Source organism: Nocardiopsis sp. LDBS0036 (genome assembly GCF_041228755.1).
GTDB lineage: Bacteria > Actinomycetota > Actinomycetes > Streptosporangiales > Streptosporangiaceae > Nocardiopsis > Nocardiopsis dassonvillei.
The window spans coordinates 2,594,293-2,610,030 of record NZ_CP141103.1; the positions used below are offsets into that span (position 1 = coordinate 2,594,293).

The 15,738-nt window shown below is 67.7% G+C and carries 9 protein-coding genes and 1 tRNA gene; 5 read left to right on the top strand and 5 right to left on the bottom strand.

All coding sequences use genetic code 11. The features are described 5' to 3' along the window. Window positions 1–128: 128 nt before the first annotated feature. Complete coding sequence (locus UIS43_RS10870) at window positions 129–3,056, bottom strand: penicillin acylase family protein (RefSeq protein WP_370013072.1); 2,928 nt, start codon at window positions 3,054–3,056, stop codon at window positions 129–131. 516 nt (window positions 3,057–3,572) lie between these two features. Here UIS43_RS10870 and UIS43_RS10875 point away from each other — a divergent pair. Beyond that, window positions 3,573–4,088 carry a hypothetical protein gene (locus UIS43_RS10875; protein WP_013154454.1) on the top strand — a complete coding sequence of 172 codons (516 nt, stop codon included), beginning with the start codon at window positions 3,573–3,575 and terminating at the stop codon, window positions 4,086–4,088. A gap of 139 nt (window positions 4,089–4,227) precedes the next feature. Here UIS43_RS10875 and UIS43_RS10880 read toward each other — a convergent pair whose 3' ends face one another. After that, the gene (locus tag UIS43_RS10880) at window positions 4,228–5,115 is read right to left on the bottom strand and encodes a cobalamin biosynthesis protein (RefSeq protein WP_370013074.1); all 888 of its coding nucleotides are present in this window, start codon (window positions 5,113–5,115) and stop codon (window positions 4,228–4,230) included. Between the two features lie 543 nt (window positions 5,116–5,658). On the opposite strand from UIS43_RS10880, the gene UIS43_RS10885 reads away from it, so the two are divergent. Then, a tRNA-Arg gene (locus UIS43_RS10885) sits at window positions 5,659–5,731 on the top strand. A gap of 876 nt (window positions 5,732–6,607) precedes the next feature. Here UIS43_RS10885 and UIS43_RS10890 read toward each other — a convergent pair. Together UIS43_RS10890 and UIS43_RS10895 are read right to left on the bottom strand one after the other, a co-directional pair. Then, complete coding sequence (locus UIS43_RS10890) at window positions 6,608–7,621, bottom strand: D-alanine--D-alanine ligase (protein WP_370013075.1); 1,014 nt, start codon at window positions 7,619–7,621, stop codon at window positions 6,608–6,610. 1,267 nt (window positions 7,622–8,888) lie between these two features. Next, complete coding sequence (locus UIS43_RS10895) at window positions 8,889–9,569, bottom strand: hypothetical protein (protein WP_370013077.1); 681 nt, start codon at window positions 9,567–9,569, stop codon at window positions 8,889–8,891. Between the two features lie 445 nt (window positions 9,570–10,014). On the opposite strand from UIS43_RS10895, the gene UIS43_RS10900 reads away from it, so the two are divergent. Further along, on the top strand, window positions 10,015–11,334 hold the full coding sequence (locus tag UIS43_RS10900; protein ID WP_370013079.1) for a hypothetical protein: 1,320 nt from the start codon (window positions 10,015–10,017) through the stop codon (window positions 11,332–11,334). Here UIS43_RS10900 and UIS43_RS10905 read toward each other — a convergent pair. Next, window positions 11,328–12,113, bottom strand: a complete 786-nt coding sequence (locus UIS43_RS10905; RefSeq protein ID WP_370013081.1) for a phosphotransferase enzyme family protein — start codon at window positions 12,111–12,113, stop codon at window positions 11,328–11,330. The genes UIS43_RS10900 and UIS43_RS10905 overlap by 7 nt on opposite strands. Before the next feature lie 382 nt (window positions 12,114–12,495). On the opposite strand from UIS43_RS10905, the gene UIS43_RS10910 reads away from it, so the two are divergent. Then, window positions 12,496–12,906 (top strand): hypothetical protein, encoded by a 411-nt coding sequence (locus UIS43_RS10910; protein ID WP_370013082.1) that lies wholly within the window; start codon window positions 12,496–12,498, stop codon window positions 12,904–12,906. Continuing rightward, window positions 12,903–15,545: a tetratricopeptide repeat protein gene (locus UIS43_RS10915; protein WP_370013084.1), complete on the top strand. Its 2,643-nt coding sequence runs from the start codon at window positions 12,903–12,905 to the stop codon at window positions 15,543–15,545. The genes UIS43_RS10910 and UIS43_RS10915 overlap by 4 nt, the downstream gene beginning before the upstream one ends. Window positions 15,546–15,738 lie beyond the last annotated feature (193 nt).

Here is a 15,738-nt window from a genome sequence, read left to right on the forward strand (position 1 = left end):
TTACGCTACCCACACGGACCCGGCGAAGCACGCGATCCGGCTCCAGTGTTCCCCTGCCGTGACACACGGACGCGGCCCCCGCCGGCACCCGCTCGGGGCCACCGCGGGCCGCGTCCGCTCCGCCCGTCCTACCGTCCGCCGGAGAACTGGTAGACGAGCTGGTACGTGGGCCGGTTCTGCCACGCGATGGGCCACATGTTGATGCCGCCGACCGCCTGGTGGATCACCGTGTCCGCGCACAGCTGGTCGCCCGGGTCGCAGTGCTCGTCGCCGGGGTAGACCTCCGCCGCGGGGGTGTCCGCGGCCTGGGCCAGGGTGTCCAGCAGCACCGTACGGCAGGCGTCGGGGTCGCCGCCACCGCAGTAGGCCTCGCCCAGTCCGCCCTCCACCTCCTGGCCGAGCACCGTGCGCAGGTCCTTGTCCACGTAGGACCACCAGCCGTACTGGAACGCCGATCCCCGGTGGGGCTGCGCCTGGTTGACGCTTCCGGGCTCGCCTCCCCCGATGGAGCCCGAGGGCGACTCGTCGGTCTGCACGGCCCTGGTGAGCTGGGTGTAGAGGTCCTCGCCCAGGCCCGGTTCGAACTGGGCCCGGACCAGCAGCGGCCACCAGGCGTCCAGCGTGCGGATGGCGTCGGCGTGGGAGTAGTACCCGGCGTCGCGGAAGGGCTCGCGGCGCAGGGATCCGGACTCGTGCCAGAGCCGCAGCTCCTCCACGACCGCGGCCAGTTCGGGGTCGTCCACGGCCTCGGCGCCGATCACCTCCAGCAGGAGCGGGAGGACCTCCTGGGCGCGCAGGTCGGCGACCCCGGCCTCCATCATCACCCGGGTCAGGCTGGCGGTGGTGAACTCGTGCCCGTCGGCGACCAGCGCGGAGACGCGGCCGTCGATGAGATCGCCGCGGTGCACCGGTCCGGTGGCCCAGCCCGAGGTGTAGCCCTGGGCGGGCTTGTTGTTCCAGTTGACGATGTAGTCGGGGTTGATCGCCTGCGGGTGGTCCTCCTGCGGGTGGTAGTCGGCGCCGTTGGTGGCGGGGTCCCAGCCGGACCAGCCCGCGTCGGAGTAGGCGTCCACGGGCAGGTTGGGGTTGGTGCCCTCGGTCCGGACCGGGTTGGCCCCGGAGTTGACGAAGGCGATGTCCTCGTCGTCGACGTAGTGCCAGTTGAAGGCGTAGCCGATGTCCTCGGCCGCGTCCGTGAAGGTCTGCGCCGAGGTGATCTCGCCGGGGTCGTTGAAGCGCTGGAAGCCGATGATGGAGTCGACCTCGCGCATGTAGGTGGAGCGCCGCGTCGTGAACGCGACGGGCTCGCCGTCCACGGTCGCGAAGGAGTGCACCAGGCCGAACTCCGAACGCAGGGAGGTCAGCGTGTAGCCGCCCGCCGGCGTGCCGTCGGCGACGGTGGGCGACCACTCGTTGGTGACGCTCAGCTCCTCGAAGGGCACGCAGTCCCCGGCGGTGTCCACGTAGGCGCGCGACCCGGTGGTGGGCGCGGACCCGTCGGTCTCGCACAGTTCGACGGCGAAGGTGTCGGTGACGTCCTGGCCCGCCGAGGTGGCGCTCCAGGCGTAGTCGACGCCGCGCCCCATCTGGACGTAGAAGCTCACGCCCGCGAAGGACGCGCCGCGCGCGCTGACACCCGGCCCCTGGAGTTCCTGGAGCATGAGCAGCTGCGGGGAGAAGTAGCCGGTCTGGGGGCCCATCACCGCGACGGGGTTGCCGCTCGCGGTGTGCTCGCCCGAGACGAGCAGGGCGTTGGACATGCCGCGGGGGTCGGTGAAGCCCTCGGGCAGGACGCCGTCGTTGAACACGCCCTCCACCGCGGACAGGTCCCCGTCCTCGACCATCCGTTCCAGCTCGTCGCGCTGCTCCTCGGGCAGGTCCTCGACGGCGGGCGCCTCGGCTCCCTCCCCGGGCTCCTCCACCGTGCTCGCCAGGGGGGCGGGCTGCTCGGCGGTCTCGCCGCTGAGCGCGGAACCGTGCTCGTCGTGGACGATGTCGTAGGGCTCCACGGAGCCGGGGTCGGGCACGGCCTCGCCGACCGGGTTCTCGGGGGTGCCGCCGTAGGGGAACTCGCCCCCGACGCTGACCACGGCCTCGGGGTCGTTCTCCATCCGCCAGGCGCGGTAGAGCTCGGCGCCCTCCTCGGCTCCGTAGCGGTCCCGGAAGTTGGCGAGCACGACGGCCGCCTGGACCTCGCCGCCGCCACCGCCGCCGAAGATGCCGCCCACCATGGCGGCGATGCCGACGACGTCGGTCGGGGTGAAGGGCTCGATCTCCCCGGCGTTGGTGATGGCGTCCTTGTGCCCGGTCAGGACGTACTCGCCGGGGAAGTCGCGGTTGTCGTCGGCCTCCTCGATGTAGGCGTTGACGCCCTCCAGGTAGGCGTCGACGTCGGCGAGGGCCTGTTCACCGCGCTCTCCGCTGGCCGCGACCCGGTCGATCTGCGCCTGCTTGTCCTCCTCGGTGTAGGGGGCGCTGCGCCACAGGTCCTGTTCCAGCCCGCGGTTGCCCTCGGCGCCTCCGGCGAAGGAGGTGAGTTCGCCGCGGCCGACCCGGCGCAGCACGTCCATGAGGAAGAGGCGGTCCTCGGCCGCGGCGTATCCGGCGCCGAACATGGTGCCCTCGCGGGTGGCGCCCTCGACGTGCGGGATGCCGTGGTCGGCGTCGCGGGTGATGGTGACGTCGTCGCGCGGCTGGTACCGGCGCCCCACGTCGTCGGGGTCGACCCCGAAGCCGGCGTCGAGGAAGAAGTCGTCCAGGCCTTCCTCGGTGAGGCCGTCGTAGTGGTGGACGAGGTTGTCGTACATGTCCAGCTGGCTGGAGGAGTGCCGCGGCCGGGTGCCGAAGACCTGGTGGCCGAGGATCTCGACGAGCGTGGCGCTGCCGTTCTGGCCGGGGGGAAGGATGTCGTTGCACCCCCCGGGCGCGCAGTAGTCGGGTTCCGGTTCGGCGAGGGCCTGGGGGGCGGCGGGCAGGGCGGCGAGCGTGGCCGCGGCCACCGCCAGGGCGGTACCCGAGGCGCCGGTGCGTAGCCGTCTTCTGAACGAGGGGAACAAGAGCTGTCACCACCTGGGGGTGCGGGCGATGGGTGAGCGCATGCTACGCACGGGTAGGGAAATCGCGAAAGAGATTCACGTTTGGGCGGGCCGGAAGGACCCCGTACCAGAGAACCGGCGGGTTTGGAGTGACCCACGCCACAAGCAGCCCGAATTCCGGGGCGCCGACGGGAAAGCGCCCGGTACGGGGGCCGGGGCGTGGCCACATCCGGCCACGGCCCTCGGCCGCGACGCCCGCGGGGCCGTGGGCGCGGTCGGAACGGCCCTGGGAACCGGGCGGTACGGCCCTGGAGGCGGAGCGGTACGGCTGGAAGGGGCCGGGGAGGGGGCGGCGGCAGCGGGAATGGGCCCGGGAAACGGGACCGCACAGGCGGGACCGGGCAGACGGACAGGCGGAACCGGACAGGCGGACAGGCGGGACCGGGCAGACGGACAGGCCGACGGACAGGCGGGCGGGTCGGTGCCGGTACCGGGGAAGTGGTTCTGGGCCTCCCCGCCCTTTGACACAATCGCCGCATGAGCGAGTACCCCAACTCCCGTCCAGGGGAACCGTGGTGGCACGAGCCCCACGGCGAGACCCCCGGCTGGGGCCTTCCCCCGCAGCAGCACAGCGGCGGGGCCCTGGAACCCTACGGCTCCCCCACCGGGGGCTACCAGCCCGCCGCCCCCCAACCCCAGCCCGAGGGGGACGTCCCCCTCGGCACCATCGGAGAGATCGCGTTCTCCCGGCACACCGTGATCACCCCCGTCGGGCGCTTCCCGATCAGGGGAACGGTGTGGACGGTGAACGACATGAGCCGCACCGAACGGAACACGCCCACCTGGGCGATCATCGTGGCCATCCTGGTCTTCTGGTGGACCTGTCTGCTCGGACTGCTCTTCCTCCTGGTCAAGGAGCAGAGGACCACCGGGCACGTGCAGGTCACCGTCCAGGGGCACGACAGGCACTACAGCACGACGATCATGGTGACCCACCCGGGCATGGTGGGCCAGATCCACCAGCAGGTGAACTACGCGCGCAACCTGACCTGAGTCGGGCCCGCGCCCGGCGCCGCCCCGGAAGCGGACGGCCGTCCGCTTCCGGGGTAGGCGCCCGCGGTCCCGGGGGCCGGGGCGCTCCCGGCCGCCCCGGAGCCCCGCACCAGGTGTTCACCGACGCCCGCGGCGCGCGCTACCGGGCCACCGCAGCGGCCACGGCCAGGGCCCCGAGGTGGACGGCCCGGGCGAGGCGGACCGCCCGTCGGATGTCGTCGACCCCGGCCCGGGGCCCGTCCCCCATCGCCGGGCGGCGCTCCTCGCGCCCCCCGTAGACATTGGCGCCGCCCAGGGTCCTGCCGAGCGCTCCCGCGAACGCGGCCTCGCACTGCCCGGCGTTCGGGCTCGGGTGCCGGTCACCGTCGCGCCGCCACACGCGCCACGCCCCGCGCACGTCGCCGCCGACCACGGGCGCGGTCAGCACCGCCAGGACCGCGGTCAGCCGGGCCGGACCCCACCCGGCGAGGTCGTCCAGCCGCGCCGAGGCGGATCCGAACCGTTCGTAGCGCTCGTCGCGGTGACCGACCATGGCGTCGAGGGTGTTGACCGCACGGAAACCCGCCAGACCCGCGACCCCGCCCAGGGCTCCCCAGACCAGGGGGCCGACCACGGCGTCGGAGGTGTTCTCCGCGACCGACTCGACCACCGCCCGGGCGACCCCCGCCTCGTCGAGCCCGGAGGGGTCCCTGCCGCACAGGTTCGGCAGGAGTCCCCGCGCCCGCGCGAGGTCGCCCTCCTCCAGGGCCCCGGCGATCCGCTCGGCCTCCCGGCACAGCATGCTGCCGCCGAGCACGGCCCACGTCGTGGCCGCCGTCGCCGCGCCGCCCCGCACCACGGAACCCGCGGCCACCACCGGGAGCACGGCCCCGGCCGTGAACAGGACCCCGCGCGCCCGCGAGTCCCCGTAGACGCGTCGCTCCCACCATCCCGCGGCACGCCCGTACAGGGCGACCGGATGCCCCCTACGCGGGTCGGGCACCGCCTTGTCGAGCAGGAAGCCCGCCACCAGTCCCAGAGATCGCACCCGACCACGTTAGCCGTGCCAAGGAAGTCCCCCGCAACTCCCAAACCACGGCAAACCATGTTTGTCCCCCTGGGTAATAACACATACACAAAGAGCAATAAGCGGCTGACCGTAAGGAGCCCCCTCATGCTGACCGCGCTGACCGCGCTGTTGGTTTCCGCAGGTCAGTGGTGGATGTTCTGACTCCCCGCCCCACTTTGGGCATCGGGACTTCGCGAAACGCCCGGGGTACAGCACCGCACCAGGAGTTAATCACCGGTAACGTGGTGCGCGAGGCCCATAGCGACCGGTTTGGTGGAGCGCGCGTGGTAACGAGAGGCAACTACGAATCACCGTAGTTGATGAGGCTTTGCCCGCCTGTGGGCGACATCGGACGAATACCCTAGAATGTCTGCCCGGGACGCCACCGGCACCACGGCACGGGTCCTCCCGACCGCAGGCCCGCCGAGCGGCCCCCGCCCTGCCTCCGGCACGCGACACCCACCCGCGACCACGTGTCACAGCGTGATCACGACCTGCCGTAGCGGGCCACAATTGAATCGAGCACCCGTAGCTCAGTGGATAGAGCACCGGACTTCTAATCCGATGGTCGCAGGTTCGAATCCTGCCGGGTGCGCAACAAAACCCCAGGTCAGACGGGGTGTGCGAGGACCTCGAACGAGGTCCTCGTCGTGTTTCGGGCCCTGAAATGCTCCCCGTGTGCTCCGCAGTGCAAGGTCCAGTACAGGTGGAGGCCCACCTCGCGGAGCACTTTGCCTGCGCGTGACCGTGGCGACGGCGCCCCGCGTCCGTCCACCAGCTCCCCACAGCCGCCCCGGCACCGCCGCGCGACGCTACGCCCCTGGACACGCCCCGTCGCCCCACCGATCGCATATGGCTGCTCCAGCCGAAACCCCTCACCCCACGGGATATTCCGCGCCACGTTCTGATGACATGAGCCCCGGATCCAGGGCTCCGGACAAGTCGGGCAGTGGGGATGTGACCTGCGTCTTCGTAGGTGGGACAAGCAGGTTCGGGCGTGTCCGATCCGGTTGGCTGGACGTTCTTCACGCCGCCATCCATCCGAGGAACACGCCCGCGCGCGCCATCGTCCAGCCCCGGTGCTCTCACCGTCGCACCCGTCTCACGCCAAGGCCACCTGCTCCAGGTCATCGACATCGTCGGTGCCATCGTCACCCTCGGCACGGTGCCCACCCAGGCCGACACCCCGGCCACGGTCCGCGCCGGGGGCGCCCACTACGTCTTGACCGCCAAGGCCAACGACAAGCACCTGTACGCCCAGCCCAAGGACCTGCCCTGGAAATACGTGCCCGCGCGCACAATGCGCGGCACGGGCCATGGCCACCGCGAGACCCGCACGACCAAGACCGCTGACGTCCCGGCGTGCATCACCTTCGAGGGCGCCGCTCACGCGGGTGGGTCATTACCGCAACTGACACGAGCACGTCATCGTGGGCTTGGCGTCGCGAGCCGCCGGGACCGAATCGGTACGTCATCGCCCGAGGCCCCCGGCCTTCAGCAGTGCAAGCTCAACGATGCGGTCGCAAAAGTCACCGAATGTAATTCCGGCAGGCTCCAACGCCTTCGGCAGGAGGCTCTGGGATGTAAGTCCCGGGAGCGTGTTGACCTCCATGAACCAGACAACACCTTCGTCGTCCACGAGGAAGTCGCTGCGGCTGTATCCGTCGAGTTTGAACAAATGGTGGATTTTCAACGCTGCCGCCTGCAGCTCAGCAGCCAGGTCTGCGCTGATCTGCGCCGGGAAGACTTCAGTAGCCCCCGCCGCCTGGTATTTCGACTCGTAGTCGAAGAGCCGTCCGTTGTCCGTGATGATCTCTCCTACTGGGAGCGGAGTGTCATCCAGGACGCTGACTGTGAACTCCCGACCGGAAACATACGTTTCGATCATGACCTCACCGTACCGAGCCGCGTTCACGATCGCCGATGAGAAGCCTTTTTCTTCCCGCACGATCTGCAGGCCGACGCTGGAACCCTGGGTGTTGGGCTTCACGATCACCGGGAGACCCAGTGAGGCCGCAACGGTTGGGAAGTGCGTCTCGTTCATGAGCCAGCTCGGTGTTCGAACTCCACCCTGCTCCGCGAGACGCTTAGAGATATCCTTGTCCATCGCCAGCCCGCTGGAGACACTCGATGAGCCCGTGAATGGCACACCCAGGAGCTCAAGCAGGGCCTGTACGTGACCGTCCTCGCCCGAACCTCCGTGTAACGCGATGAACACGACATCGAACTCCCCCATTGTGTTCCCGAACGCTATCGCGTTCGAACGTGAACGAAGGGACAAAAGGCTGCTTTCGGTCGGCTGTTCACGCACCCCGGAGAGCGCGGTCAGCTCGCGATCCTGTGCAGATGTCAGACGCCCGGTCGCGCTATCTATGGCGGTTACGTTGTGTCCCTTATCCCGAAGCGCCCGTACCACTTTTGACGCAGAAGCGATCGATACCTCTCGCTCTTCACTGGTACCTCCGAACAGGACGGCAATATTCATGAGTGCTCCTCCAACAAGAGTGTTTGTAGTTTAAGGTACCCGTAGGCGGGCGGTTCCGCTTCGCTTCTCGGGGCGGGGCCACCCGCCTACGTGAAGGGGACTACTCACTGGGTATAAGTCTGGCTTTCCAAGAGTCCGCCCGGAGCGGCTTCCACCTGCACTGATAAAGCTCGTGAGGTGGGCCGATCAAAGCGGCCCGCCCATGGGCGGAGGCACAGGCGGAGTCACAGGTCTTTCAACGGCCCACGCCCTGACACAGGGTTCTTCTGGTCTCCGCCACGTGAGGCCGGGGTGGCGCCACCCCCGTAACCACGGTCAGCACCACACCGGCGTGGGTTCTTACTCCTCAGGTGGAGATCGCCTGCCAGCGCCGCACCAGATGGGCCAGCTCAGCGAACTCACCTCCGTCACCGCCCCCAGGAGCAGAAGGCAGTGATGCCTCCGGGCCTCGACCACCCGCCGCTTCCCCACCTCGGTTCGCCTGCACGCCTTCCCTGGTAGACGTGCGGACGACGCGGTCCTCGTGCCGAGCGAGATAGGGGCGCACCCCGCGCACTCCCTCGTCGTCCTCACACCATCCACGCGGTCCCGTGTACGGAGTTCGCTGTGGCGGCACCCGCACCTGAGCCTCCCTCGGCTGTTCCTCTCCAGGCCGGGGCCGAGGAACATCCGTACGCTCCTTGGCCGCAGCCCGTACCGAGGCTGGTTCGCGGTCCTTTCGCGCACTCCGCAAGGGCAGCGGTGGGCGGACATCGGCCGCCGATCGTGCACTCGGGCCGGTGGGGCCGCAGAACAGCGCGGCGAGCACCACTCCGAGGACCCAGCGCATCTGTTCGCCCCAACCCTGGCGGCGCCTGCGGTGTCGCCCGCTATGCTTCTCCACGATTTCCTCCTGCTGTAGTCAGGTGGGAATCACGCCCCGGGCCGGTGTTCGCAGCACCGGTTCGGGGCACCCTTCGTCATGTTTGTCAGTGGCCTCGTGAACGAGGCCGGTTCTTCCTGTGACGTCGCGGGTGAGTGTCAATGGCCCCGAGGTCGTACGCTCCCGAAACTGCGCTTCTCACCCACACCGCACAATTATTCGCAAAACACCCCAAAGCCCAATGAATAGGTGCCCTATTCGCTGAGGGTGGTCGATGTTCCCTTGGGTGGGCGAGCGCCTGCAACCCCAACCACGAAATACGTCCCGCCCCTATTCGCTGGGCGTCCGTCACTGCTGGCCACGCGTGCGCCCGGACCGGTCGAAGGCGTCGTTCACTTCCAGGTCCTAGGGCGGGAGATGTCGGCGGGAGAGGACCTCTGCTTGGGCTTTGCGTTGCAGGGCTCGGCGTTTGCGCAGCCGAACCAGGTACATCACGTTCTGATGCCGGGCCCCGGGCCGGTCGTAACCCCACAGCTGGGAGGGGGTCTCGCCCTCGTGCCACAGAGCCAGGAACGCGCGGCGGGCCCGCCCCAGCGCGCGGGTGAAGGCAGGCGGGTCCATGTTCAGCGAACGTTCGGCGCGGCGTCGGTCCTCGTGTTCGGCCAAGGCGGTGAGGACCTGGCGGTGGGCTGGTTTCAGTGCGGTCCAGATTTGGGCCAGGGCCAGGCGGTCGACGATGTGGTCCTCGTGGGAGTGGGCGGGGGCCGAGGCGCTGGTCCAGTAGCGCACGAACGCTCGGGAGAGCAGAGTCTTGTCCTTGCCGCCCAAGCCACGGACCTTGAGGTCCTGGTAGTGCTGGGCCTTCATCGCCTTCCAGCCCAGGGCGATCAGCTCCGTCTCCTCCGGGCGTTCGGAGGCGAGTTGGAGGTGTTCGGTGATGGCCTCCCAGGCGGTCTCCGCGCGGTGCGCGGGGTCCATGGCGTCCACCCATCGGCATTCCCGGGCCGCCCACACCGCCAACCGCACCACCTGCACGGCGGTGTACCCGTGCCCCACCGGATCATCGGCCCGGGGAGGGGGCAGCAACGGACCGAACTCACTCGATCCACGCGGAGCATGCACAACAGGCCTGCTGTGATCGTCCCCTCGTGTCTCCGTTGTCCTCGGTTCAGTCTTCGAAGGTTGCAGGGAATCGCAGTGAGCATGGGTCTGGGTGCTGTGTGGAGGCCCGGGAAGTACTCGATGCGCACTTCGCGCAACGACCGGACCGATCTCAGACGTTCTCGCTGGGGTCATGGGGCCACTGTTGAGAGAAAACGCTGACAACCCCATGACTGTGCGGGCATAGTGGTTATGACAAGTCAGTCATGGTCGGTCGGTATGCGGCCCGCGTAGTGTTCTGTGCCATCCGACGCCCCGAGGTCTCCAGTGGAAGGCGCCCGTGCTCTGCGGAAATTGCGGCCGTCACCGCAGCGACGACTGTTCTTGCGTCCCTGCGCGTTTTTGGCGCATGCCTCAAGTGCGGCAGGCTGTGGCCGACCAGGACGCCAACATGCTAATTCGCCTTCTGTTGAGGCATACAGAACTGGCTCAGGATGCCATCGCGCGGATGGGTGACCTGTCGCAGGCCATGGTTTCCCGAGTCCTGAGCGGACAGCGCGAGTTGCGCAAGCGGGAGACCGTCCAGCGTGTGCTGGAGGGTCTGACTTGCGGGTACGACATCCCTGGGCCGACGATGGAACGCTTCCCGCCTGAACTCGGTTTGGGGCTGAACGGCTCCGGTCAGCAGACCGCTTCGGTTCTCGAACGGGTGACCCGGCTGGACCTGGAGGAAATCCCCGGAGCGGACGCACAACCGCCCTATTCAGCGATCAGTTCGGCCGTACTGTCGTGGTTGGTATCCCACACCCCGTCCGGTTCTGAGGGGTTCCGAGGCGAGAAAGGTCCCGCAGCGAGTATTCGTGCTGCCGCGGCTGCGTTCGCAAGCCTGGACAACCGCTTCGGCGGCGACCACACGCGGATAGCCGCCACGCAGTACCTCAGCGGCACGGTGGTCCCCTTGCTGCGTACGTCATACCCGAGCAGTACAGGGCGATCGGTGTTCGCGGCGTCTGCGGAGTTCGTGCTCTCGCTGGCGTGGATGTCCTACGATGCCCAGCGCAACGGAACGGCCCGACGCTACTTCGTGCAGGCCTTGGACCTGGCGAACCATGCCGAAGATCGCCTGCTAGGGGCGAGTGTATTGTCGGCCATGAGCCACCAGGCCAACTACGTGGGCTCCTATACCGAAGCTCGGGATCTGGCGCGAGCGGCGTTGACCGGAGCCGGGAATCGGGCGACGGCGACTCTGCGGGCGCAGTTCCTGATGATGGAAGCGCGCGCCCATGCATCTCTGAGGGACGAGGGCGCGTGTTCTCGGGCGATGGGCCACGCCGAGCAAGCTTTCAACCAACGCGACCCCGATGCCGATCCGGCGTGGATCGGGTACTTCGACCAAGCGGAGTACTCCGATGAAGTGGCCCACTGCCACCGGGATTTGGGGGAATCCCGTGCAGCTCGACGGTCGGCCGAGCACAGCCTGACCGCCTCCCGTGGTCAGGAGTACGCGCGCAGCCGGGTCTTCACCCGGGTCGTGCTGGCGTCCGCGATGCTCGGACAGGGCGAGGTCGAGGAGGCCTGCCACTTCGGTGCGGCGGTCGTGCCGCAGGTGCAGGCGACGTCCTCGGCCAGGTGCGCGGGGTACCTGGACACGTTCGTCGATAGTGTGCGCGCTTATCGGGGGCAGCCGGAGGCGGATCGGTTCCTTCAGCAGGCCCGGGCGGCGAAGGTTGTGGGATCCGCGGGTCAGTAGGGATTCCAGGTGCGCTGGCGCCGAGGCTCAGCGAGGTCGGCGATCCGCCGAGCGATCTCAGCGTCGATCTCGGGGCTCTCTCCGCCCTTCTGGGCAAGCCAAGTGATCATCCGCAGCTCCCCGACCTGTTTGTAGAGGGGGTAGCCGTCCCAGGAGGTGACGTCGAACCCGTATACGTCGCAAAAATCGGCGTACTCGGTGTCGGTGTGCCAGTCCAGGTCCCGGTACAGGGCGGTGAGGACCAGATCCCATTCGGGTGGGCCCCAGCAGATGCCGTCCAGGTCGAAGAGCACGACCCCCTGGGGGGTGGCCAGGACGTTGCCGATGTTGGCGTCACCGTGGATGACGTGTGTGCCGAGAGCGGGTGTGACCGTGGGCCAGCGGGCGGCGAGGTCCTGCTGGTGTGTGCGGAGCAGATCGCGCTGGGCGGTGTCGAGCCCGGGGGCGGTGTCGATGCGTTCGGCCACGCGGTGGAAGGGGTCCAGGTCAGGTAGGCCGAGCGACGGTGGTGGGGTGAGGTGGTGCAGGGTGCGCAGCAGCCGGGCCAGTTCCCGTGGGACGGTCCATTCGCCTTGAACCCCTTCCCAGAGGGTGACGAGGAGGCCCTCGGCCAGGACGGGTTGTCTCCCGCTGAGGGGACGGGTCACCGGGAGGGACTGCTCGGCAAGCCAGCGAGCGGCTCGTACTTCTCGGTCGGCCGCCTCCCACCTGTCCGTGGAGCGCTCAACGCGGGCGATCACGTCACCGTCACAGAGCCGGTACACCGCTCGTTCTCCCATCCGGACAAGCTCGGGAGGACTGCCAGTCCGTGAAGCGGGAACCCCCAGGATCCGGGCGGCAACGCTGACAGCGCGAGCGGCACGCTGGAGGAAGTCTTCGGTGTGGGCCACAGGCCCAAGGCTATGCCGGATCGGCTCTGTTGCCCCATGACCACAAGGCATAGGCCGATCGTGGAGGAGGAGTGCGCCAAGTGAGTGACGGGAGGCGATCCCGACACACACCACAGAGTCCAGCAACCGAACTCTGAAGACACGGGACACACCAGCCTCTGAACAACCTGGGGAGGTTAAGCGACGGTCCCATGGAGCCGGAGAACCCTGGGCCCTGGCCGGTTCCGGCGAACGGCTACCCCTGGCGCCTGGAACAGGGAACAATACCTTCATGCGGTGGAAATGGGTGGTACTCCTAGTCATCATCGCGGTCGTGCTCTCGGGTGTGTGGGCGCTGCCGTACCTGTTCCCGAACCTAAGTTTGGGATTGAATGAGCTCAACCAACTAGCCGGAATCGCCTCGCTGGCCATCGCGGTGGCCGCGCTGGTTTCCAGTGTGTGGGCGTTGTGTAGTCCCTCTGCCTCTCCCGATCGCCCCGGCACTGGGGGCACTGTCAACGCGAGCCACAGCAATGTGACGGGGTCCGTCGTCCAGGCCGGTCGGATCGAGGGCGGGGTCAGCAACACCGCTTACGAGGGCGACCACATCGACTTCTCTGGCGGCACCTTCTACGGCAAGGTCGTCGGCAAAGAGGAACACCATCCCTGGCCGAGCCCTCTGAACGGCCCTAACCGCTCATGACCGGTCTCAATCCTCGGTCGGATCGCATCGACTTCTCTGGCGGCACCTTCTACGGCAAGGTCGTCGGCAAAGAGGAACACCACCACCCCTCCACCGGGCTCGAAACCGAGGCGCCGCACAGTCTGCCGTCGGCGCCACGCGGATTCATCGGACGCTGCCAGGAGACGGAAGAACTTCTGAGACGGCTGGATCCAACGAGTGACGCGGATAACCCGAACGGGTCGGGTGCGGTGATGGTATCGGCCCTTTCGGGAATGGGCGGGATCGGGAAGACCGCGTTGGCCTTGCACGCTGCGGGCATCGCCCGTGGGAAGGGATGGTTCTGCGCGGAACTGTTCGTAGACCTGCACGGCTTCACCCCAGGGACGACACCCGTCAAGGCCACAGCCGCACTGGATACCCTGCTACGGCAGGTGGGCATAGATCCCGACGGGATCCCTGTGGACCCCGGAGAGCGGTCTGGGTTTTATCGGTCCGCATTGCAGTCCTTGTCCCATAAGGACCCGGAAGGTCGGCCAGTGTTGGTCGTGGCTGACAACGCCCACCACCTAGCCCAGATCGAACCCCTCCTGCCCGGGCCGGGTGGACATCGGCTCTTGGTCACCTCTCGTGGGCGCCTGACTATGGATGGCCACCGCCCCCTGTCCTTGGACCTTCTCTCCGAAGACGAGGCCGTGGAGCTGGTCGCGACCAGGCTAGGCTCCGATGATCACCGTTCACGGGACGAAGCAGGGTTGAGCACTCTCGCGCAACGGTGCGGTTTCCTGCCGTTGGCGCTCAAGATCTCCGCTGCCCTGCTCGCTCGCACCCCCTACTTGAAACCCGGTCGGCTCGCACAGCGGTTGGCCGTCGCTTCGACGTTCACGGACGACCGCGACGACCTTCCGACAATCTTCACAACCTCCCTGGACCATCTGCCGGCGGATCGGGTGCGGGCGTTCGCACTGCTCGGATCTAACCCCGGGACCGACATCTCCACCCTGGCCGCGATATACCTCACCGGCCTGGAACCGGATCGAGTGGAGGAGGTGCTGGAGGACCTGGCCGCAGCCCACCTGCTCACCGGACACCCGGAGGATCGGTGGTCGATGCATGACCTGCTCGCCGACCACGCGCGGACCCTCCCCCTGGGACCCGATCAGGCGGACCTGCGGGAACGGAACGTGAAGCAGCTGGTGGGCTTCTACGCCATCACGGCCTCGGCGGCCGATGAACATCTGTTCCCCACGCCGGGGGCCGCTCCATCGGAGATGTTCCCGAGTCGTGAAACGGCGTTGGTGTGGCTGGACTCCGAACTCAACAACCTCATCGCCGCCGCACACACCGCCCGGGATATCGGCCTCACCTCTACGCCCGTCGCTCTGGCCTTCGCGCTCAAGGACTACTTGGAGCTGCGGCACCGATTCGAGGAGGCCGTCGTCGTGCTCACCCTGGGCCGCCAAGCCGCGAATGAGATCGGCCACGCTGACCGTGAGGCCGTGGCGTGGAACAAGCTCGGCGGCATTCTGCTGAGAATGCGACGATTCGAGGAGGCCGAGAGCGCCCACACCCGCGCACGCGACCTGTTCCAGCAGATCGGTGACACCCATGGCGAGGCCATGGCCTGGAACAACCTCGGCTTCACTCTCCGGGAATTGGGGCGGTACGAAGACGCCATCACCGTTCTGGGTCGCGCACGCGACCTGTGCCTCCATCTCGGCGACATCCGGGGTGAGGCCATGGCCTGGGGCAATCTCGGTGCCGCTCTGTGCCAGTCCCAGCGAACAGAGGAGGCCATCGAAACCCTGACCCACGCACGCGGCCTTTTCCGCCAGGTTGGCGATGATCACAACGAAGCCTCGTCTTCGATGAACCTCGGATCGGCTCTGCGCCAAGCGGCAAGGCTCGAGGAGGCGGTCGATGTCCTCACCCATGCATGCGACCTCCACCACGAACTCGATGATGTCGACGGCGAAGCTCTAGCATGGACCAATCTCGGTGTGGCTCTGGCGGAGGCGGGCCGCTTCAACGAAGCCATCGACGCCCACATCCGCGCACGCGACCTGTTCCACGAGATCGTCGACATCCACGGTGAAGCCACGGCATGGCGCAACCTTGGTTTGGCCGCGGCCCATTCCCATCGTTTGGAGGAGGCCGTCACCTTCTTCGTCCATGCCCAGGACCTGAACCAGCGGATGAACGATGTCCGAAGTGAAGCCCTCGTCACGAACGAACTCGGTTTGGCACTCCAGGAAATCGACCGCCTGGATGAGGCTATCGACGCCCACATCCGCGCACGCGACCTTCACCAGCGCTGCGGGGACACCTGCGGCGAGGCCAAGGCCTGGGGCAACCTGGGCAACGCCTTCCAGCGGGTCGGTCGATTCGACGAGGCTATAGATGCCCACACTCACTACCTCGCCCACTGCTGCCAGGTTGGCAACGATCACGGTGAGGCCGCAGCATGGAACAACCTTGCCGTCGCCTTGGCGTCGGTCGGGCGCCGAGAAGAAGCACATCATGCCCATGAACAGGCTGTACAGAAGTTCCAGAACATCGGTGACCCTCTCGCTCTCACCATCGCGGAACAGCTTTCCGCCCGAACACGACAACAATCACCATGGCGCTTCTGGAAACGCTGGTCCAAGAATACCCGCTAAACCTCTATTCCATCGGGGTACAGACAGTCAGCCATTGGTGGGTTAACCAGAAAGGTTCACCGGGTCCGTGACCCCTGACAGGGTGGGACGCGACAACAAGTTCCACCCTATGGAAGGCATCCGGTGGTCGAACCTGTCCAAGCCCGCAGAATCGCCCTGCCCGAAGACCAGACACTCCAGCGCATCGTCCACC